The sequence below is a fragment of the Stappia indica genome, assembly GCF_001696535.1.
Taxonomy (GTDB): Bacteria; Pseudomonadota; Alphaproteobacteria; order Rhizobiales; family Stappiaceae; genus Stappia; species Stappia indica.
In genome coordinates this window covers 388,618-407,696 of sequence record NZ_MBQE01000005.1, presented here as the reverse complement: position 1 = coordinate 407,696, position 19,079 = coordinate 388,618, and the positions used below count along the sequence as shown (strand labels likewise).

The 19,079-nt window shown below is 67.9% G+C and carries 20 protein-coding genes and 1 tRNA gene; 15 read left to right on the top strand and 6 right to left on the bottom strand.

From position 1 onward, the window contains the following. The first annotated feature begins 27 nt into the window (after positions 1-27). The 3 genes from BBX35_RS19350 to BBX35_RS19340 all read left to right on the top strand — a co-directional run bounded on the left by BBX35_RS19350 (position 28) and on the right by BBX35_RS19340 (position 2,745). On the top strand, positions 28-1,212 hold the full coding sequence (locus tag BBX35_RS19350; protein ID WP_067223583.1) for a divergent polysaccharide deacetylase family protein: 1,185 nt from the start codon (positions 28-30) through the stop codon (positions 1,210-1,212). A gap of 64 nt (positions 1,213-1,276) precedes the next feature. After that, the gene (locus tag BBX35_RS19345) at positions 1,277-1,777 is read left to right on the top strand and encodes an RNA pyrophosphohydrolase (protein ID WP_067223580.1); all 501 of its coding nucleotides are present in this window, start codon (positions 1,277-1,279) and stop codon (positions 1,775-1,777) included. Between the two features lie 203 nt (positions 1,778-1,980). Then, positions 1,981-2,745 (top strand): SDR family NAD(P)-dependent oxidoreductase, encoded by a 765-nt coding sequence (locus BBX35_RS19340; protein WP_067223579.1) that lies wholly within the window; start codon positions 1,981-1,983, stop codon positions 2,743-2,745. Between the two features lie 2 nt (positions 2,746-2,747). On the opposite strand, the gene queG is transcribed toward BBX35_RS19340, so the two are convergent. Together queG and BBX35_RS19330 are read right to left on the bottom strand one after the other, a co-directional pair. After that, positions 2,748-4,028 carry a tRNA epoxyqueuosine(34) reductase QueG gene (queG, locus tag BBX35_RS19335; protein WP_279626388.1) on the bottom strand — a complete coding sequence of 427 codons (1,281 nt, stop codon included), beginning with the start codon at positions 4,026-4,028 and terminating at the stop codon, positions 2,748-2,750. Continuing rightward, a complete protein-coding gene (locus BBX35_RS19330; protein ID WP_067223576.1) occupies positions 3,926-4,618 on the bottom strand; it encodes a glutathione S-transferase family protein in 693 nt (230 codons plus the stop codon). The genes queG and BBX35_RS19330 overlap by 103 nt, the downstream gene beginning before the upstream one ends. A gap of 147 nt (positions 4,619-4,765) precedes the next feature. Between BBX35_RS19330 and BBX35_RS19325 the strand changes: the two genes are divergently transcribed. Further along, complete coding sequence (locus BBX35_RS19325; RefSeq protein ID WP_067223573.1) at positions 4,766-5,572, top strand: undecaprenyl-diphosphate phosphatase; 807 nt, start codon at positions 4,766-4,768, stop codon at positions 5,570-5,572. On the opposite strand, the gene BBX35_RS19320 is transcribed toward BBX35_RS19325, so the two are convergent. Beyond that, positions 5,555-6,580 carry a helix-turn-helix transcriptional regulator gene (locus tag BBX35_RS19320; protein WP_067223571.1) on the bottom strand — a complete coding sequence of 342 codons (1,026 nt, stop codon included), beginning with the start codon at positions 6,578-6,580 and terminating at the stop codon, positions 5,555-5,557. The two genes, BBX35_RS19325 and BBX35_RS19320, sit on opposite strands and share 18 nt — an antisense overlap. Before the next feature lie 166 nt (positions 6,581-6,746). Between BBX35_RS19320 and BBX35_RS19315 the strand changes: the two genes are divergently transcribed. Further along, positions 6,747-7,121, top strand: coding sequence for a YjiS-like domain-containing protein (locus BBX35_RS19315; RefSeq protein WP_067223569.1), 375 nt, complete (start codon positions 6,747-6,749; stop codon positions 7,119-7,121). 93 nt (positions 7,122-7,214) lie between these two features. On the opposite strand, the gene BBX35_RS19310 is transcribed toward BBX35_RS19315, so the two are convergent. Continuing rightward, positions 7,215-8,219: a complex I NDUFA9 subunit family protein gene (locus BBX35_RS19310; protein WP_067223567.1), complete on the bottom strand. Its 1,005-nt coding sequence runs from the start codon at positions 8,217-8,219 to the stop codon at positions 7,215-7,217. 315 nt (positions 8,220-8,534) lie between these two features. Between BBX35_RS19310 and BBX35_RS19305 the strand changes: the two genes are divergently transcribed. The 8 genes from BBX35_RS19305 (at position 8,535) to ptsN (ending at position 15,334) form a co-directional block, all read left to right on the top strand. After that, positions 8,535-8,621, top strand: a tRNA-Leu gene (locus tag BBX35_RS19305). 249 nt (positions 8,622-8,870) lie between these two features. Next, positions 8,871-9,506 carry a ribonuclease D gene (locus BBX35_RS19300; protein WP_067223564.1) on the top strand — a complete coding sequence of 212 codons (636 nt, stop codon included), beginning with the start codon at positions 8,871-8,873 and terminating at the stop codon, positions 9,504-9,506. Between the two features lie 157 nt (positions 9,507-9,663). Then, positions 9,664-10,374, top strand: a complete 711-nt coding sequence (lptC, locus tag BBX35_RS19295; RefSeq protein ID WP_208979880.1) for an LPS export ABC transporter periplasmic protein LptC — start codon at positions 9,664-9,666, stop codon at positions 10,372-10,374. Next, positions 10,371-10,952, top strand: coding sequence for a lipopolysaccharide transport periplasmic protein LptA (lptA, locus tag BBX35_RS19290; RefSeq protein WP_083206441.1), 582 nt, complete (start codon positions 10,371-10,373; stop codon positions 10,950-10,952). The genes lptC and lptA overlap by 4 nt, the downstream gene beginning before the upstream one ends. Positions 10,953-11,135: 183 nt before the next feature. After that, the gene (lptB, locus tag BBX35_RS19285) at positions 11,136-11,939 is read left to right on the top strand and encodes an LPS export ABC transporter ATP-binding protein (protein ID WP_208979879.1); all 804 of its coding nucleotides are present in this window, start codon (positions 11,136-11,138) and stop codon (positions 11,937-11,939) included. A gap of 221 nt (positions 11,940-12,160) precedes the next feature. Next, positions 12,161-13,750, top strand: a complete 1,590-nt coding sequence (rpoN, locus tag BBX35_RS19280) for an RNA polymerase factor sigma-54 (protein WP_067223563.1) — start codon at positions 12,161-12,163, stop codon at positions 13,748-13,750. A gap of 450 nt (positions 13,751-14,200) precedes the next feature. Then, positions 14,201-14,779, top strand: a complete 579-nt coding sequence (hpf, locus tag BBX35_RS19275; protein WP_067223560.1) for a ribosome hibernation-promoting factor, HPF/YfiA family — start codon at positions 14,201-14,203, stop codon at positions 14,777-14,779. 90 nt (positions 14,780-14,869) lie between these two features. Continuing rightward, positions 14,870-15,334, top strand: a complete 465-nt coding sequence (gene ptsN / locus BBX35_RS19270; protein WP_067223557.1) for a PTS IIA-like nitrogen regulatory protein PtsN — start codon at positions 14,870-14,872, stop codon at positions 15,332-15,334. 110 nt (positions 15,335-15,444) lie between these two features. On the opposite strand, the gene BBX35_RS19265 is transcribed toward ptsN, so the two are convergent. Beyond that, positions 15,445-15,702, bottom strand: coding sequence for a BQ00720 family protein (locus BBX35_RS19265; RefSeq protein WP_067223555.1), 258 nt, complete (start codon positions 15,700-15,702; stop codon positions 15,445-15,447). A 78-nt stretch (positions 15,703-15,780) separates the two neighbouring features. After that, positions 15,781-16,209, bottom strand: a complete 429-nt coding sequence (locus BBX35_RS19260) for an Hsp20 family protein (RefSeq protein ID WP_067223553.1) — start codon at positions 16,207-16,209, stop codon at positions 15,781-15,783. Between the two features lie 523 nt (positions 16,210-16,732). Here BBX35_RS19260 and BBX35_RS19255 point away from each other — a divergent pair. Together BBX35_RS19255 and BBX35_RS19250 are read left to right on the top strand one after the other, a co-directional pair. After that, positions 16,733-17,314, top strand: coding sequence for a hypothetical protein (locus BBX35_RS19255; protein ID WP_244271669.1), 582 nt, complete (start codon positions 16,733-16,735; stop codon positions 17,312-17,314). Positions 17,315-17,330: 16 nt separating this feature from the next. Next, positions 17,331-19,016: a methyl-accepting chemotaxis protein gene (locus BBX35_RS19250; RefSeq protein ID WP_067223547.1), complete on the top strand. Its 1,686-nt coding sequence runs from the start codon at positions 17,331-17,333 to the stop codon at positions 19,014-19,016. Positions 19,017-19,079 lie beyond the last annotated feature (63 nt).

Genomic DNA, 19,079 nt, shown 5'->3' with positions numbered 1-19,079 from the left:
GCCCGTCTTGAAAGCGGATGAGGCACCATGGCGGGAAATGACCTCTCGACTCCCCTCGGGCTGAGCAAGAAGAAATATCTCAACCTGCCGCTCGGGCTGATCGGCGCCGGCATGATGACCCTGCTGGGCCTAACCGTGCTGGTGTGGATCGGCGTGGTCGACGACCCGCTCGGCGGCGAGCCCACCGCCTCCATCCCGCTGGAACGTTCCCTCGACGGACTGACCGCCCGCGACTTCGGCGTGGTGGAAATCCGCCCGAGCCTGCCCGACAAGGGCGAGAACGGCGCGCAGGCCCTGGCCGGCAAGGAGGAAACGCTCGGACCGCGTTTCGAGCCGAAGCCGGACGGCCAGCAGGACGCCGCCTCGATGCCGGACCAGGACATGCCCTCGCTGGCGAGCGGCCAGGGCCTGTCCGAACGCCCCGATTCGCGGGTGAGCGAAAGCGGGCCGCACGGCCGGCTGCCGACGGTCTCCGACAACGGCTTGCGGCCGCTCGACATCTACGCCCGGCCGGTCAGCAGCTCCTTCGCCTCGGTTCCCAAGATCGCGATCATCGTCGGCGGGCTCGGCCTGTCGCAAACCAGCACCCAGGCGGCGATCGACCGGCTGCCACCGGACATCACCCTCGCCTTCGCGCCCTACGGCTCCAGCATCGACCGCTGGATGCAGCAAGCGCGCCGCTCCGGCCACGAGCTGCTGCTGCAGCTGCCGATGGAGCCGTTCGACTATCCCGACAACGACCCGGGCCCGCACACGCTCTTGGTCAGCAACACGCCGGACGAGATGCAGGACCGGCTGTCGTGGCTGCTCAGCCGCATCACCAACTATGTCGGCGTGATGAACTACATGGGCGCCCGCTTCACCGCCTCGGAAGGGCCGCTGCAGCAGCTGCTCGGCGAAGTGACGCGGCGCGGGCTGATGTATGTGGACGACGGTTCGTCCTCGCGCAGCATGGCGACGGCAGCGGCGAACGGGCTGCGCACGCCGTTCTCGCATGCGGATCTCGTCATCGACGACGTGCCGCGGCCGAAGGACATCACCGCAAGGCTGCTGCAGCTGGAAGGCACGGCGCGGGCGCGCGGCATCGCCGTCGGCGTCGCCAGCGCGCTGCCCGTCACCATCGACGAGCTGGAGCGGTGGGCGCGCGACCTGGAAGAGCGCGGCTTGCAGCTCATTCCGATCAGCGCCTCGATCGACCGCGCCGGCCAGTAGCATCCTGCCGGCCGCGGCCGACCCTCTCGTTCCTCCCGTCCACGATCCTCAGGAGACCTGCCGCGTGCTCAGCCCCGCCGCCCTGCCCGACTACCGCCCCTGCGTGGGCGTGATGCTGCTCAATGCCGACGGCCTGGTGTGGGCCGGCAAGCGCACGCCGGAGGGCGGGGTCGATCCCGACTATTGCTGGCAGATGCCGCAAGGGGGCATCGATGCGGGCGAGGACCCGCTGGCGGCGGCGCGGCGCGAGCTCTACGAGGAGACGGCGATCCGCTCGATCACGCTGATCGCCGAGGCGCCGTCCTGGTTCTCCTACGACTATCCGGCCGACATCGTGCCGCTGCGCCACAAGGCCCGCTACAAGGGCCAGACGCAGAAGTGGTTCGCCTTCCGCTTCGAGGGCGAGGAGAGCGAGATCGACATCCTGACGCCGCCGGACGGCCACAAGCCGGAATTCAGCGAGTGGCGCTGGCAGCGGGCGGAGGAACTGCCGGGCCTCGTCATCCCGTTCAAGCGCCCCGTCTACGAGGGCGTGGTGCAGGCCTTCTCCGCCTTCACCCGATAGGCTGCAAGCTGCTGCGGCCCGCTCCGCAGGCCAGCGGCTTCCCGCAGACCGGGCAATCGGTCATGGCGTCCGGCGCCCCCGCCTGCCATGATCGCGCAACCGCGCCGGCGGGCCGCACCCTTGCGGCCCCGCGCGATCCAGCCCGAGCGGCGCCTCCCCTGAGGCTCGTCCCGCTCCGGCGCAACATGCTCACGGGGGACACCATGACACTTTCAGCGGACCTGTCCGGCAAACGGATGCTGATCACCGGCGCATCGAGCGGGCTCGGCTCGCATTTCGCGCGGGTCGCGGCCCGGGCCGGCGCCTCCATCGTCGTGGCCGCACGGCGCCAGGACCGGCTCGAGGCGCTGGTGAGCGAGCTGCGCGAGCTCGGCGCGCCGCACGCGGCGGCGCTGGCGCTCGATGTCGGCGACGGGGCGGCGATCCACGCCTGCCTTGCCGATGCGGTCTCGGCGCTCGGCGGGCTCGACATTCTCGTCAATAATGCCGGGATCGCCCGGGCCGGACTTGCGGTCGACCAGACGGCGGAGGATTTCGACGCGGTGATGTCGGTCAACCTGCGCGGCGTCTGGCTGATGGCGATCTCCGCCGCTCGCCACTGGCGCGAGACGGAAACGCCCGGCAACATCGTCAACATCGCCTCGATCCTGGGCGAGCGGGTGAGCATGGGCACCGCCTGCTATGCGGTCTCCAAGGCCGGCGTCGTGCAGATGACGCGGGCGCTGGCGCTGGAATTCGCAAGGCTGAACGTGCGGGTGAACGCGCTGGAGCCGGGCTATTTCGAGACGGAAATCAACCAGGGCTATTTCGACACGGATGCCGGCAAGGCGATGATCCGTCAGGTGCCGATGCGCCGCATCGGCCATTACGAGGATCTCGACGGGCCGTTCCTGCTGCTGGCGAGCGATGCCTCGCGCTTCATGACCGGCGCGGCGATCCCGGTCGACGGCGGACACATGCTGGCCTGAGATCAGCCCGGCCCGGCCGCCCCCTCCTCGGCGGCGGCAAGGGCCGCCTGCCACTCCCCGCGCACCTCCGCGTCCTGTTCGCTCTCCAGCGCGGCAGAAGCAAGGGCGGCAAAGCGCGCCGGCGGCAGCAGGCGCGAGGCCGCCCACACGGCCGCGCCGCGCACCAGCGGGCTGGCGTCGGCGAGCAACGGCTCGACCCTTGTGCCAAGCGCGGGCGAGCCGGAATTGCCGGCGGCGACCAGCACATTGCGCAGGAAGCGGTCGCGGCCGATGCGCTTGATCGGCGAACCGGAAAAGAGGGTGCGGAACGCCGCATCGTCCAGCTGCAGCAAATCGGCGAGCGCGGGCGCGCGCAGCTCGTCGCGAGCGACGAGGCGGGCCTCGCGCGCCTCGACCGCGAACTTGTTCCAGGGACAGGCGGCGAGGCAATCGTCGCAGCCATAGATGCGGTTGCCCATGGCAGCGCGGAAGGCGCGCGGGATCGGTCCCTTGTTCTCGATGGTCAGATAGGAGATGCAGCGGCGCGCATCGAGCCGGTAGGGCGCGGGAAATGCGTCCGTCGGGCAGACGTCCAGACAGGCGCGGCAGGAGCCGCAATGGTCGACCTCGGCCTCGTCCACCGGCAGCTCGAGATCGGTGAAGATCTCGGCGAGGAAGAACCAGGAGCCGAGGCGGCGCGAAACCAGATTGGTGTGCTTGCCCTGCCAGCCGAGGCCGGCCTGCTGGGCCAGCGGCTTTTCCATCACCGGGGCGGTGTCGACGAAGACCTTCACCTCCCCCTCGCCGAGCCCCATGCGCCGGGCCTGCGCCAGAAGGTGCTGCGCCAGCTCCTTGAGCCGGCCCTTGATGATGTCGTGATAGTCGCGGTTGCGGGCATAGACGGAGATGGTCGCCTGCTCGCGCGCGGAAAGCGTCGCCAGCGGGTCGCCATCGGGGGCGTAGCTGAGCGCCAGGCTGATCACCCGGCGTGCGTCCGGCCACAGGGCCTGGGGCGCTGCACGGCGCTCCGCCGTCTCGGCCATCCACTCCATCGAGCCGTGATGGCCCTCGGCGATGAACCTTGCGAGGTTTTCGGAAGTTCGGGGCGGTGCATCGGCGGCAGCGATGCGCATGTCGTCGAAGCCGAGCGCCCGCGCCTTTTCGGAGAGCGAGGCCTTCAGCCGGGCCGCCTGCTGCGGGCTCAGAAGTCCAGGTCGGCGTAGACCGGCGCCGGCGGCATGCCCAGCATCTTCTCCGCCAGCAGCGGACGGAAGCTCGGACGCGACTTCATCCGGGCGTACCACGCCTTGACGTTTTCCTCCTCCGCCCATGGCACCTCACCCAGGTAGTCGGCGCAGGACAGCTCCGCTGCCACGGCGAAATCGGCGAAGGTCAGCCGCTCGCCCGCCAGCCAGTTGCGCGAGGCGGCAAGATAACCGAAATAGCGCAGATGGTGGCCGATATTGGAGCGCGCGGCGCGCAGGATGGCCGAATCCGGCGATCCCCCACCCTGCGAGGACGGCATGTCCTGCTTGTAGATGCGCTCGCGCACGAAGGGGCCGATCACCTCGTTGTCGAGCTTGTTCACAGCCCAGTCGACCAGCCGCCGGGTCTCGGCCCGCGCATCCGGATGGTCGGGCATGAGCCGGCGGTCGCCGACCGCATAGCCGCGCGTCTCGTCGAGATATTCCATGATGGCGAAGGCCCCGCACACGGGCGGACCGTCGTTTTCCCGCAGCACCGGCAGGGATCCTGCCGGATTGAGCATCAGGAACTCGCGACGGCGCTCCCAAGGGCGCTCGGTGACGAACTCCACCTTGGCGCCATATTCGGCCAGCACAAGCTGCACGAAACGCGACTGGGGCGAGAACGGATGGCGATACAACGTCAGCATAAGAGGATCGTAACCGGTTACGGTTAATCAAACGGTGCAGAGCGAGCGGCACCCTTTGCCAGGGGCCCCGTATACGCCGCACCACGCCGTCGTACAACGCGGCAATTCCCGCAAGGAACCCCTGCAAGGAACCGGAGAGTCCAGCCCATGCAATCGGAGACGCTCGTCGGAGCGCTGATCCTCGGCCTTGTCGAGGGCCTGACCGAGTTCATTCCCGTGTCCTCCACCGGACACATCCTGCTGCTCGGACATTTCATCGGATTCGAGAGCACCGGCAAGACCTTCGAGGTTTTGATCCAGCTCGGCGCCATCCTCGCCATCCTGTCCGTCTATTTCCACCGCCTGTGGACCATCGCGATGGCGCTGCCGCATCAGGCGGAGGCGCGACGCTTCGTCGCCGGCATCCTGCTCGCCTTCCTGCCGGCGGCGGTGATCGGCGTGTTCGCCCACAGTTTCATCAAGGAAGTGCTGTTCGAATCGCCGGCGCTGATCTGCACCACGCTGGTGCTGGGCGGCATCGCGCTGCTGGCCGTCGACCGGATGAAGCGGGTGCCGCGCTACGACAACGTGATGAACTATCCGCTGTGGCTGTGCCTGGCGATCGGCTTCTTCCAGACGCTGGCCATGGTGCCGGGCGTCTCGCGCTCCGGCTCGACCATCGCCGGCGCGCTGCTGCTGGGCACGGACAAGCGCTCGGCGGCGGAGTTCTCGTTCTTCCTGGCGATGCCGACGATGGCCGGCGCCTTCGTCTACGACCTCTACAAGAACCGCAACATCCTGTCGGTCGACGACGTGACCATCATCGCGGTCGGTTTCGTCGCCGCCTTCGTCACCGCCGTCTTCGTGGTGCGCGGGCTGCTCGACTTCGTCAGCCGGCACGGTTTCGCGCCCTTCGCCTGGTGGCGCATCGGCGTCGGCCTTGCCGGATTCGCCGGCCTATATCTCTTCGGCTGAAGCCTCGGCCGCCATTGCCGCCAGCTCCTGCGCGAGTTGGCGGCGCAGCTCGTCCGGCGCGAGCAGGCGCGCGCCCGGCCCCAGCCACCGCACCAGCGGCAGGATCACCTGCGCGTCCGTGCTGGGAATGCGCACCTCCAAGAGGCCTTGCCCTGCGTCCTCCCCGTGCTGCGCCCCAAAGATCGCGTGGCGATAGTACCAGTCGCGCTGCAGGCGCTCGGCCTGTTCGCGCGTGACGAGAAGGCGGCTCAACCGCCCCTCGCCCTCCCAGCGGCGCATGGCGCGCGACAGCCAGGCGCGGCCGATCTGGCTCTGCACCGAGAGCTCGGCACGCGGACGGAAGGCGAAGCCGCCGACCTCGATCTCCCGCACCCGGTCGGCGCGGATCAGCCGCTCCGAGCCCAGGTCGACATCGTGGCCGAACAGGTACCAGCGATCGCGGTCGAACAGGATGCCGTGCGGCTCCATGTCGTAGTCGGCGCTGCGGCCGCGATAGGGGTTCTCGTGGGTCAGGCGCACGCGCTTTGACGCGAGAAGCCCCTGCATGAAACGGTCGACGGCAAGCTGGGTGTCGCCCTCGCCGGTGCCGTCCGGCTCGGGATGGAAGATGTCGGCGGGCGGGCACTCGATGCCGACGATGCGCTCGCCCTGCGCGAAGAGTTCGCGCGCGGCGCGCGGCAGCGAGGCCAGAAGCTTCGCCTCGGCCGCATCCAGCTCCGACAGGAGCGGCGTCGCCCGCAAGCCGCGCACCAGGGCCAGAGCCACCAGGAGCGCCGCCGTCTCGCCGCGGGTCAGCGCCACCGGCGGCTGCAGGTAGTCGCGCGCCAGCCGGTAGCCGCCCTCCGCCCCGCGCTCTGCCTCCACCGGAATGCCCAGCGCCAGCAGCCGGTCGACATCGCGATAGATGGTGCGCACGGAGACACCGAATCGCTCCGCCAGCTCGACCGCGCTGCGCTGGCCGCCGGTCAGCAGCAGCAGGATGCCGAGCGCCCGTTCGATGGCGTTCATCGCTCTTGTCTCCGGAAAAAATCACCTGGCCCAACACTGCCCGAACATACCTGACGCGCTGGTGTCAGGTATGGACCGCCATCCTGCTTCGCATCGCCGCTTTCCACAACGCAGCGCCCTTGAGGGGCCTCACGGGAAACGCGGCCCGACAACAGGAGAGCCAGCCATGACCGACATGCGCGTGAACAGAATGGGGGCCACCAGGACCGCTTCGCTCAAGTCCTGCCCCGACGCGGCGGCAACGCCGAAGACCGGCCGCACGGCGGCAGACCCGTACGATTTCCCCGCGCCGCCGCGCTTCCTGCCGGCCCTGCTGCTGGCGCGGGCAGCGCAAGCCCTCGCCGCCGGCTGGCGGCGCTGGCGCTCGGCGCGGCGCACCCGGGCGGCGCTGGAGCGGCTGGACGAGGCGGGTTTGCGCGATATCGGCCTGTCGCGCGGCTACTACGGCTATGAGCCCGACGACGAGCTGGGCCGCCGCGAACGGCAGCGGATCCGCCGGCTCGGCTCGGATTTCGGCCTGTGGCGGCACGGTCTCGACTGAGGCAAGCCTCGATGCGACGTCCGGCAGAAACACGACGAGCCGGAGCGGCGGTCTGCCGCTCCGGCTCGCGAGCGTTTTGTGAGAGTGCCGCGATCAGACTTCCGGGCCGGCCGTCATGCGGTTGGCGTCGTACTGGCCGTGCTCGCGGTAGCGCTCCAGATAGGTCGGCAGGATCGCCGCCAGGGTGCGCGGCTCGATGCCCAGCGCCTTGAGTGTGCGCCCGTCGGCCTCGGCCTGCTCGGAGACCACGTTGTCGACCTTCAGCATCTCGACCTGGTCGACCGTCAGCAGGGGCTTGGGCAGCATCTGCAGGAAACGCGCCTGGATGCGGGCAAGGCCGAAGGGCAGCGGCACCAGCACGCGGTTGCGGCGAATCACCTTGAGCATGGTCTCCAGGCACTCGCGGAAGGACAGAACCTCCGGTCCGCCGAGCTCGTAGACGGTGCCCGGCGACAGCTCGCCGTCGACCGCGCGCGCCACCATCTCGGCGACATCGCCGACGAAGACCGGCTGGAACTTGGTCACGCCGCCGCCGACCAGCGGCACCACCGGCGACATGCGCGCCATGGAGGCGAAGCGGTTGAAGAAATCGTCCTCCGGACCGAAGACGATGGAGGGACGCAGGATCACCGCCTGCGGCGACGTCTCCAGCACCGCCTGCTCGCCGGCCGCCTTGGAACGGGCATAGGCCGCGGGCGAATCAGCATCGGCGCCGATGGCCGACAGATGCACCACACGGTCGATGCCGGCGGCACGCGCCGCCTCGGCGACCGCACGCGGACCGAAGGACTGCACCGCGTCGAAGGTCTGGGCGCCGGCCTCGTAGAGGATGCCGACGAGATTGACCACCGCGTCGGCGCCGACCACCGCCCGGTCGACCGACCAGCGATGGCGCAGGTTGGCCTGCACCGGCATGATCTGGCCGACGGCGCCGAGCGGCTGCACATGTTCGGCAAGATCGGGACGGCGCACCGCCACGCGAACGCGGTAGCCGCGCCGGGCCAGCGCCCGGACCACATGGCGGCCGACGAAGCCGGACCCGCCGAACACGGTGACGAGCTTGCCGTTCAGGGCCTTCGAACCAGATGCCGCGGACATGACGTCGCTCCCTCTGTGACCATCTGTGTATCGGTGGGCGCGAGCCCCCCGATGTCGGTTGGGTGCCTTGCCTCGTTCAGCGTCTACGCTGTCCGTCGCACCACCGGATTGCGAATCTTTCGAGACGGGGCCGCTTCCTGCCGATGACGGGCCGATTCGCGGCGCCGGACGACAAGAGGTTTGCGAAAAACCCGCCTGCCCGGTCTCAATAGCCCTTGCACCGGCGTCTGTGAAGGCCGGTTTTGCACATACGCGAGCGCTTTGAAAAACCATCGTTGACAAGCCCGCACACGTTCCTTACAAGCCCGCCTCACAGCCCAGGTGGCGGAATTGGTAGACGCACTAGCTTCAGGTGCTAGCGCTCGAAAGGGCGTGGAGGTTCGAGTCCTCTCCTGGGCACCAAATTCGTCTCGGACATGCCAATAGGTCCGAGGCACACGAAAAAGGTCCGGTTCGCCGGGCCTTTTTTCGTTTTGGCGGGCCTTGCGATGCCCGACCTTGCAGACGCGGCGTCAGACTGCGCGCGTTTTCGGCGCAAAACCGCAGGCCGCATCGCCTTTCGCGAGATGGACGCGGCCGGAAAACGCCGATATCAAGAGCGTCACTTTCGACAAGGCACTGAACACGCATCCCGCCCGGAGGCACGCTTTCATGACCATTCGCCTGCATCGCGGCGACCTGCCCGACCTCGCCTCGCCCGACATGGCCGCCTACCGGACGGCGGATGCCGTGGCGATCGACACCGAGACGCTCGGCCTCAAGCCGCATCGCGACCGGCTCTGCGTGGTGCAGCTCTCGGCCGGAGACGGCAGCGCCGACGTGGTGCAGATCGCAAACGGCCAGACCAGCGCGCCGAATCTCGCAAAGCTGCTGGGCGATCCCGCCAAGACCAAGCTGTTCCACTTCGCCCGCTTCGACGTCGCCGTGCTGTCGCACGGGCTCGGCATCGACTGCGCGCCGGTCTGGTGCACCAAGATCGCCTCGCGGCTGGTGCGCACCTATACCGACCGGCACGGGCTCAAGGATCTGGCCCGCGAGCTGATCGGCGTGGAGATTTCCAAGCAGCAGCAGAGCTCGGACTGGGCGGCGGAGACGCTGACCGACGCGCAGCTCGCCTATGCCGCCTCCGACGTGCTCTACCTGCATGCCCTGAAGGACAAGCTGGCCGAGCGGCTGGAGCGCGAGGGGCGCACCCAGATCGCCGAGGCGTGCTTCCGGTTCTTGCCGACCCGCGCCGCGCTCGATCTCGCCGGCTGGGACGACACGGATATCTTCGCCCACAGCTGACGCCACGCCCCCAGCGGGCAGCGCGAACGGCGCCCTGCCGTTTCGGCAGGAGGAAGACAGCACGCACCGGCGTGCCTATATAGGGGCTGAACGAAAGGCGCGGCGCGCACAATTGGCGCGTGCGTGCCGGCAAGACCCGACGGACGGACAGGACGGCTTGGACCAGGAGGCCTACAGACTGCAGCCCGCCTTCGACGGGCAGGATTTCGGCGGGCCCGAGGATGCGGGCGCGTACGATCCCGCACGCGAGGCAGCCCGCCGCGATGCCGCCCGCAAGGCGTCGCGCCGGCACAGCCGCCGGGTGCGCGGCCTGCGCCTGCTGGTGCCAGGGCTCGGTGCCCTGATGTTGCTGGCCATCGTCGCGATGATCGCCGTCAGCAGCTACCTTTCCGGCCTCGGCTTCGGCACGGTGACGATCACCGCCGACGGGCTGGTGATGGACAGCCCGGAACTGTCGGGCCACGACGGCGAGCGCTCCTACAAGGTCTCGGCGAGCCGCGCGATCCAGCGCATCAGCGATCCGCGCATCATCGACCTGGAACGGATCGTCGCCGATCTTCGCCTTTCGGCGGACCAGCAGGTCCGCATTGTCGCCGCACGCGGCACCTATAACAGCGCCGAGGAAACCCTGAAGCTCGCCGATGGCGTCGACGTCACCACCAATGGCGGCGAGACGGCGCGCTTCGGCACGCTCGACGCCAATTTGAAGACCGGACATCTGCGCAGCGAGGAAAAGACGCTGCTCACCTCCTCCTTCGGCTCGCTGACCGCCGGACAGATGCGTTTCGACCAGGACGCGGGTACACTGACCTTCACCGACGGCATCTCCATGACGGTGATGCCGCCGAACGCGGAGAAAGCTCCATGATCCCATCGCGGCACAGCCTGCCCGCCCTTTCCGCCCGCCTCGCGGCCGCCGCGGGGGCCGCCTTTCTCGGCCTCGCGCTCGCCGCCGGCAGCGCCGGGGCGCAGACCTTTTCCGACGCCTTCGCCGGCTTCGGCTCGAACGAACGCGAACCGATCCAGATCGAGGCGCGCGAGTTGCAGGTGCAGGACAAGAGCCAGAGCGCGGTGTTCAGCGGCGACGTGGTCGTCACCCAGGGCGATGCGATGCTGAAGACCCAGCGCCTCGTCGTGCATTACGACGGCTCGGCCGCCGGCGGCGTCAACCAGCGCATCTCCAAGCTGGAGGCGAGCGGGCGCGTCTACATCTCCTCCAAGGACCAGACGGCGACCGGCGAGCGCGCCACCTTCGACATGAACCAGCAGCTGATGGTGATGACCGGCGGCGAGGTGGTGCTGTCGCAGGGGCCGAACGTGGTGGTCGGCAACAAGCTGACGGTCAACCTGAAAACCGGCAAGGCGGACCTGGAGGCCAAGAACACCGGCCGGGTGAAGGTGCTGATCCAGCCGAACACGGTGCGCCAGGGCACGCCGCAGAACTGAGGCGGATCCGTCCGCCGGCCGCGCAGGCGGGGCCCTCGCCCCGCGCCGCGCCTTCTCCGGCGCGCGCTCTGGCGACGGTGCCGGATTGAACGGCGGCCGGCTTTCATGCAATGAAGCTGCAGCAAGACGAGAATGACGAGGCGGTCCGCGAGGGTCCGCGCCGCGAAGATCTGGACCGACCCCTTGAAAATCCTCTCCATCTTCCGACAGGGCACCCAGGACCGGGCCGGCGAGGCCGCACAGCCCTACGATCCGGCGAGCGAGGACGGGCTGCTCGTCGTCGACGGTATCGGCAAGAGCTACAAGCGGCGCCAGGTCGTGCGCCATGTCAGCCTGATGGTCCAGCGCGGCGAGGCGGTCGGCCTGCTCGGCCCCAACGGCGCGGGCAAGACCACCTGCTTCTACATGATCACCGGGCTGATCCAGCCCGACCACGGCACCATCCGCCTCGACGGCTTCGACATCACCCGCCTGCCGATGTACCGGCGCGCCAGGCTCGGCATCGGCTATCTGCCGCAGGAGGCCTCGATCTTCCGCGGCCTGTCGGTGGAGGACAATATCCGCGCCGTGCTGGAAGTGGTGGAGCCGGACCGCAAGCAGCGCCAGCACGACCTGGAATCGCTGCTGGAGGAATTCGGCGTCACGCATCTGCGCGATTCGCCCGCCATCGCCCTGTCCGGCGGCGAGCGGCGGCGCGTGGAGATCGCCCGGGCGCTGGCCAGCCGCCCGACCTTCATGCTGCTGGACGAGCCGTTCGCCGGCATCGACCCGATCGCCGTCGGCGACATCCAGCAGCTGGTGCGCCATCTCACCCATCGCGGCATCGGCGTGCTGATCACCGATCACAACGTGCGCGAGACGCTCGGCCTCATCGACCGGGCCTATATCATCGCCGCCGGCGAAGTGCTGACGGAAGGCTCGCCCTTCGAGATCGTCGCCAACCCGGACGTGCGCCGGCTCTATCTCGGCGAGCAGTTTACGCTTTGATGCGAAAACTCCCTTAGGGTACAAAGCAAGAAGCGGACCACTCGCGCCGGGGGCAGGTGCGGCGCGTTTTCGCATGCGCGGCGGGCGCCGCGCGCGGCAAGGCGGGTCCGGGGAACCGGCGGACGACGGGGCATGTCCGCCGCCGCATCCGTGCAGACATGCGCCTGCCACGGCCGGTGATCCCTTGCATCGAAACGCCCCGCAGCAGTCCGGGAGCCTTCATGGCGCTGTCGCCGAAGCTCGAGATCCGCCAGGGCCAGACCCTGATCATGACGCCGCAGCTGATGCAGGCGATCAAGCTGCTGCAGATGTCGTCGCTCGACCTGACGAGCTATGTCGAGGCGGAAATGGAGCGCAACCCGCTGCTGGAGCGCGCCGACGGCGAGGGCAGCGAGGGTGCGGGGGACCGCGAAGGGGGCGATCGGGATGGCGGCGAACGCGAGGCGGGCGAGGCCCCGTCCTCAGGCAACGAGGGCAGCGGCGAAGGCGACGGCGACGTCTGGCTGAGCTCGGAGCTCTCCGACAGTTCGCGCGACATCGCCCAGCGCCTCGACACCGATCTCAGCAACATCTATCCCGACGACCCCGGCACCGGCCGCTCGGAGGCGGGAGCGGGCGCGGGCGACGCACAGCAGCGCGATCCCTGGCAGACCGGCCTGACGACGCGCACCGGCTCGGGCGGCGTCTCGGAGGACTACAACCTGGAGGCCTTCGTCGCCTCCGACGTGTCGCTGCAACAGCATCTCGGCGACCAGATGGTTCTGGCCATCGCCGACCCGGTGGAGCGTCTCGTCGCCCAGGTGCTGATCGACAATCTGGACGATGCCGGCTACCTGCGCCTCGATCTCGACGACACGGCCGCGAGGATGGGCATCGACCGCGCGCATCTCGAGCGCATCCTCGCCGTGATGCAGACGCTGGAGCCGACGGGCGTCTTCGCCCGCTCGCTCGCCGAATGCCTGAAGCTGCAGCTGATCGAGAAGAACCGCTTCGACCCGGCGATGGAAAAGCTGATCGAGAACATCGACCTGCTGGCGCGTCACGACTATGCGGCATTGCGCCAGGTCTGCGGCGTCGACGACGAGGACCTGAAGGAGATGATCGCAGAGCTGAAGGCGCTCGACCCCAAGCCGGGCAGCTCCTTCGGCGAGACGCTGATCCAGCCGGTGGTGCCGGACGTGATCGTGCGCCCGGCGCGCGACGGCGGCTGGGCGGTGGAGCTGAACACCGACACGCTGCCCAAGGTGCTGGTCAACCAGACCTATTACGCGCATATCAGCCGGCAGGCGCGCGACGATGCGGAAAAGAGCTTCCTCACTGAATGCCTGCAGACCGCCAACTGGCTGGCCAAGAGCCTCGACCAGCGGGCACGCACGATCCTCAAGGTGGCGAGCGAGATCGTGCGCCAGCAGGACGCCTTCCTGGTGCACGGGGTCCAGCACCTGCGGCCGCTGAACCTGCGGACCATCGCCGAGGCGATCTCGATGCACGAGTCCACCGTCAGCCGCGTCACCTCGAACAAGTACATGGCGACGCCGCGCGGCATCTTCGAGCTGAAGTATTTCTTTTCCGCCGCCATCGCCTCCGCCGGAGGCGGCGATGCCCATTCCGCCGAAGCGGTGCGCCACCGCATCAAGGTCCTGATCGACGCGGAAAACCCCGACGACATCCTCTCCGATGACACGATCGTCAAAATGTTGAAGGACGAAGGGATCGACATTGCCCGCCGAACGGTTGCAAAATACCGGGAGTCCCTGCGCATCGCCTCCTCCGTCCAGAGACGGAGGGAGAAGAAGGCAGGCAGGGGCTGAAACCAGCGCGCACGCCGCAGCCGCGGCGTCGGGCCGGGGCGGCAGGGAAAGGCAGGGTGGCAATGAAACCCTTGTTTCTTCAGGCACTTGGAGAGGCCGTCGGCCTCCGGGCCGGCCACTGCCGCAGCTCCGTCAGCCGGACTCCATTTGACTTAACGCAGCCGCACGCTTATAGACCCGCGCTCATGCGTGCCGGAAACGGCAGGCATGGTCGTATCGCGCGCAAGGATGGCGTCTTCGACGCGATCCGGGCGCGAGAGGCGGCCGGCAGGCGACACGCCGCAAGGCATCGCTCTGCAGGCAGGACCCCGAACCGGGATGCAATAGGTCGGGTTGCGGATATCAATTCGGAGCCCGGTTTGTCACAGTGGGGTCGCCCATGATGAAACTGGCGGGAATCACGCCATATTCGGGCATGGGTCGGTACGACCAGAACAAGAAGAGGTTCTCATGACACTGCGGATATCGGGAAAGAACGTCGATGTCGGCGATGCTTTGCGGACGCATATCGAGGATCGCGTCGCTGAAGCCATCTCGAAATATTTCGACGGCGGCTATACCGGCCACGTGACGGTCGGACGCGAAGGATCCGGTTTCCGCTCCGAATGCCTGTTGCACCTCGACACCGGCATCGATCTGCAGGTGTCGGGCGACAGCCAGGACCCGCGCCAGAGCTTCGATGCCGCCGCGGAGCGGATCGAGAAGCGTCTGCGCCGCTACAAGCGCAAGCTCAAGGATCACCACGCCAATGGCGCCGCCAATGGCCGCGAGGTGTTCGAGGCGACCTCCTACGTCCTTGCTTCCTATGAGGAGGAAGAGGAGGTTCCGGCCGACTTCACCCCGCTGGTGATCGCAGAGACCGCCGCCAAGGTGAAGACCATGACCGTCGGCATGGCGGTCATGCAGCTCGATCTGGCGGAAGCACCCGTGGTGGTGTTCCGCAATGCCGGCAGCGGGACGGTGAACGTCGTCTACCGCCGCAAGGACGGCAATTACGGGTGGATCGACCCGGACAACGCAGCCCGATAGGCCATCAACGCAATCCGGCCCGCCGCATCCCCTCAGCGGGGTGCGGCGGCGCGCCGGTTGCTTTCCGTTTCTCGAACCAAGAGTCGCCTTATGGATCTCAACGATCTCATCACATCGAAAGCGATCGTTCCGAGCCTGAAAGCGAACAGCAAGAAGCAAGCGCTCCAGGAACTCGCCGCCAAGGCAGCGGCCGTCACCGGCCTGCCCGAACGGGATGTGTTCGACACGCTGTTGCAGCGTGAACGCCTCGGCTCGACCGGGGTCGGCAACGGCATCGCCATTCCCCACGGCAAGCTCGTCCGCCTGGACAAGCTCGTCGGCCTGTTTGCCCGTCTGGAGCGTCCCATCGATTTCGATGCGCTGGACGACCAGCCGGTCGACCTTGTGTTCGTCCTGCTCGCACCGGAAGGTGCCGGCGCCGACCACCTCAAGGCACTCGCCCGCATCGCCCGGCGCATGCGCGACCCCGGTACGGTCGCCAAGCTGCGCGCCACCAGCGATGCCGACGCGCTCTATTCCATTCTGACCCAGCCGGTCGCCTCCAACGCGGCCTGAGGGCCGCGAGAGCGCCTGCCATCCGGATATGAAAAGGCCCCGGTTCCGCCAAGGAGCCGGGGCCTTTCGCATCATGGGCCTTTCGCGTCATGGCTCACGCCAGGGCGGTGTCAGTGCAGCGCCACCGTGTGGAGCTGATGCTCGGCCGCGTTGGCCAGCGCCGTCTCGCGGCTGTCGGACAGCATGATCGGCGTTCCGTCGGCGTTGAGCAGCACCCACAGGTTCAGGCCCGGGCGCATGCGCGGCGCCTGCGGGAACAGCGTCGTCAGGTCGTCCGAGGTCATCGGCTTCACATAGGCGATCTCGCCGGTGCCGAGGGCCTGGAACTCGCCGGGCTTCATGGTGAAAGTCTGTTCGTCACACGTCATGGCATCGCTCCTTTCGCGTGGCCGGCAATGCGCCGCACCACCGCTCCGGTCCGTGCATCGTCGGGCTCGGTTGCGGGATCAGTCCCGCGCGTCGATCTCGATGCGGCGCACGATACGCTCGGGCTCCGGGCGGATGAGATCGATGGAAAGCAGGCCGTCCTTCAGTTCCGCGCCGAGGATCTCGATCCCTTCGGCAAGAACGAAGGCTCTTTGAAACTGCCGGGCCGCGATGCCGCGATGCAGGAACTGCCGCGTCTTGTCGTCTTCCTGCCGTCCGCGGATCACGAGCTGGCTCTCCTCGACGCTGACGTCGAGCTGGTCGCGGGTGAAGCCGGCGACCGCCAGGGTGATGCGGATGATCTCGCCGCGGGTCTCGGTCTTGGGCAGACGCTCGATATTGTACGGCGGGTAGCCGTCGTTCGAGCCCTTGCTGACCCTGTCGAGCATCCGTTCCAGATCCTCGAAGCCGAGAAGCAGGGGAGAGGAAAACGCAGACATGCGCGTCATATGTTCAAGCCCTTTTTCAAAGCGGCCCAATTCCAAACGATCCGTCCGCCGGCTGACCGGCCCGACCGGAGCGTCCAACACGCCGGACCCTGACGGCATCCGGCCGGAACACACGTTCCGTCTCGTCATATATGGCGAGACCGGCAGGCGAGTTCAAGAAAGGGCTTTCCGGGTCCGCGTGCCCGGAGACCGCAGACAGGCGCCCTGCGGCGGGCGCATGCGGGCGCGCGCAAGGCCGGAAACGGGCACGGAACGGGTGGTGGATGGGCAGCAGACGGGGCACCGCTGACGCCGCGTCGGCAGCCTGTGGAAGACCTGCAAACTGTCCCAAGGTCAGATCTTGCGAATCAATGCAACTTTTGAATTGCACAATTTCTGGGCAACAACCTGGCAAGTCATTGTTTCATTTATGCAAAAATAATAATGCACCACCTAAAGGTTCCTTTAACCCGGAAAGCGGAAGCCTGAGGCGATCCGATTGTGGACAGGAGCCCTTCATATGCGACGCCTTGCGGGAATTTTCTTGTTGTCGTCCCTCGCGGTGAGCGGACAGGCGGCGGCCGAGCCGCCGGTACCCGACATCAAGGCGCTGGTGGATGATGCCTTCATCGCCCAGACCCGCGAATGGCTCGCCAATCCGATCGTCCCGCTGTCCATCAACGCCCAGAACGAGCTGCGCGGCAATCTCAGCCAGGCGGAAATCGACGCGCTGGATCAGCAGTGGGTGACGGAGCGCGAGAGCAACGACAAGCCGCTGATCTCGGCGACGCTGTCGGCGCCGCTGTCGATCTACCTGCTCCGCGTCCAGGCCAAGACGCTCGGGCTCTACACCGAGATCTTCGTGATGGATGCCAACGGCCTCAATGTCGGCCAGAGCTCGATCACCGGCGACTACTGGCAGGGCGACGAGGCGAAGTTCCAGAAGACCTTCCCCAATGGCGCCAATGCCGTGTTCCTCGACGAGCCGGAGTGGGATGGCGACCGCAAGATCTGGGTCGCCCAGCTCAACCTGACGATCGCCGACGACACAGCCAAGCCGATCGGTGCCGCCACCGTCGAGGTCAACCTTACCGAGCTCGCGCGCCGCGCAGCTCCCGCCAGCTAAGTCCGGGACGGATCTCATGTTCGCCAAGCTTTCTGTTTCGACCAAGGGCGCAATCGCCTTCTCGTGCCTCGCGCTGATCGGCGCTGTCGGCGGCGCCATCACCTGGTCCAAGACCATTTCCGCCGCCGATGCGGTCACCCAGGCCGAACAGGTGACGGCGATCTCGCGCGATGCCGACGAACTGCGCGGGGCCGTTCTGGAGCAGGCCTTGTGGGTCAAGAACTTCCTGCTGACCGGCAACCGCGACTGGGTGGGCAAGGTCGAGGGACAGACCGATACGATTTCCGGCCGGATCGACGAGCTGAAGGCCGGTCTCGCCGCGCTCGACAGCGGACTTGCCGGCCAGGCCGACGCGATCCGATCCGCCTGGAGCACCTGGCATGACGACTTCGCCAGCGAACAGATCCGCCTGATGCGGGTGCCGGAGACGGTCGACCTCGCCCGTGCGATGGAACTCACCCCGACCGGTGCCGGCCTGCTCAGCGCCACGTTCGACGGCGTGACGCAGCTGCAGTCCTCGCTGCAGGCACGCGAAAGCGCGCTGCTGGCCGGCCAGCGCGCCGAGCTCGCCTCCGCGAAGATGATCGCGCTCGGCAGCGGCGTGCTGATCACGCTGTTCGCCGCCATCCTCGGCTATCTCAACTTCGCCATCGTCTCGCGGCCGCTGGCAAGGCTTGCCGACGTGGTCCGCAAGCTCGCCGACGGCGACACCAACGAGGAAATCGACCTGGGCAACCGGGCCGACGAGATCGGCCGCATGGGCAACGCGCTCGGCGTGTTCCGTGCGAACCTGATCCGCACCCGCGAGCTGGAAGCCGAGACCGAACAGGCCCGCCTGGACGCCGCCGAGCGCCGGCGCATCGAGATGGAGCGCGTTGCGGCGAGCTTCGAGGAAACGGTGATGACCATCACCCGCGAGATGATCGGCGGGCTGGAGACGCTGAACGGCACGGCCGGCGCGCTGGCCGACATCGCCGAGGGCACGACGCGCCAGGCGCTGTCGGTCTCCTCCGCCTCGCAGCAGGCGACGGAGAACGTCAACACCGTCGCCAGCGCGACCGAGGAGCTGTCCGCCTCCATCGCCGAGATCAACGAGCAGGTGCACGCCTCCTCCAAGGTGGTGAGCGAGGCCTCGACCGAGGTCGAGCGCTCCAACCAGGCCGTGAGCAAGCTGCAGCAGGTGGTGGCGCGGATCGGCGACGTGACGAAGCTGATCACCGACATCGCCGAGCAGACCAACCTGCTGGCGCTCAACGCCACCATCGAGGCCGCCCGCGCCGGCGAGGCGGGACGCGGCTTCGCGGTCGTTGCCTCCGAGGTCAAGGCGCTGGCCGAGCAGACCGCCAAGGCGACCGAGGAGATCGACACGCAGATTTCCGAGATGCGCCACGCGGCCGACGATTCCATCGTCGCCACCGGCTCGGTCGCCGAGATGGTCCAGACCATCCGTCAGCGCACCTCGGCGATGGCGGCCGCAACGGAGCAGCAGAACGCGGCCACCAACGAGATCGCCCGCAATGTCGCCGAGGCGGCCCAGGGCACGCGCAGCGTCAGCGGCTCGATCGTCGAGGTGAGCAACCAGGCGAACCAGACCGGCGAGCTCAGCAACGAGATGCGCGAGTCGATCCGCGACCTGCACGACCGCTCCACCCGGATGCAGGCGGCGATGAACGAGTTCCTGTCGACCATCCGCGCGGCCTGACCGGCCGGCGGCGGCAGACGCCGCAGCTTTCGAAAAACAAGACGCCCGCGAGGAAGCTCCTCG

Coding starts and splice junctions, on each gene's coding strand:
- BBX35_RS19350 (WP_067223583.1), top strand. CDS start 28: ATGGCGGGAAATGACCTCTCGACTCCCCTCGGGCTGAGCAAGAAGAAA.
- BBX35_RS19340 (WP_067223579.1), top strand. CDS start 1,981: ATGACACTTTCAGCGGACCTGTCCGGCAAACGGATGCTGATCACCGGC.
- BBX35_RS19330 (WP_067223576.1), bottom strand. CDS start 4,618: ATGCTGACGTTGTATCGCCATCCGTTCTCGCCCCAGTCGCGTTTCGTG.
- BBX35_RS19325 (WP_067223573.1), top strand. CDS start 4,766: ATGCAATCGGAGACGCTCGTCGGAGCGCTGATCCTCGGCCTTGTCGAG.
- BBX35_RS19320 (WP_067223571.1), bottom strand. CDS start 6,580: ATGAACGCCATCGAACGGGCGCTCGGCATCCTGCTGCTGCTGACCGGC.
- BBX35_RS19315 (WP_067223569.1), top strand. CDS start 6,747: ATGACCGACATGCGCGTGAACAGAATGGGGGCCACCAGGACCGCTTCG.
- BBX35_RS19310 (WP_067223567.1), bottom strand. CDS start 8,219: ATGTCCGCGGCATCTGGTTCGAAGGCCCTGAACGGCAAGCTCGTCACC.
- BBX35_RS19300 (WP_067223564.1), top strand. CDS start 8,871: ATGACCATTCGCCTGCATCGCGGCGACCTGCCCGACCTCGCCTCGCCC.
- lptA (WP_083206441.1), top strand. CDS start 10,371: ATGATCCCATCGCGGCACAGCCTGCCCGCCCTTTCCGCCCGCCTCGCG.
- rpoN (WP_067223563.1), top strand. CDS start 12,161: ATGGCGCTGTCGCCGAAGCTCGAGATCCGCCAGGGCCAGACCCTGATC.
- hpf (WP_067223560.1), top strand. CDS start 14,201: ATGACACTGCGGATATCGGGAAAGAACGTCGATGTCGGCGATGCTTTG.
- ptsN (WP_067223557.1), top strand. CDS start 14,870: ATGGATCTCAACGATCTCATCACATCGAAAGCGATCGTTCCGAGCCTG.
- BBX35_RS19265 (WP_067223555.1), bottom strand. CDS start 15,702: ATGACGTGTGACGAACAGACTTTCACCATGAAGCCCGGCGAGTTCCAG.
- BBX35_RS19260 (WP_067223553.1), bottom strand. CDS start 16,209: ATGACGCGCATGTCTGCGTTTTCCTCTCCCCTGCTTCTCGGCTTCGAG.
- BBX35_RS19250 (WP_067223547.1), top strand. CDS start 17,331: ATGTTCGCCAAGCTTTCTGTTTCGACCAAGGGCGCAATCGCCTTCTCG.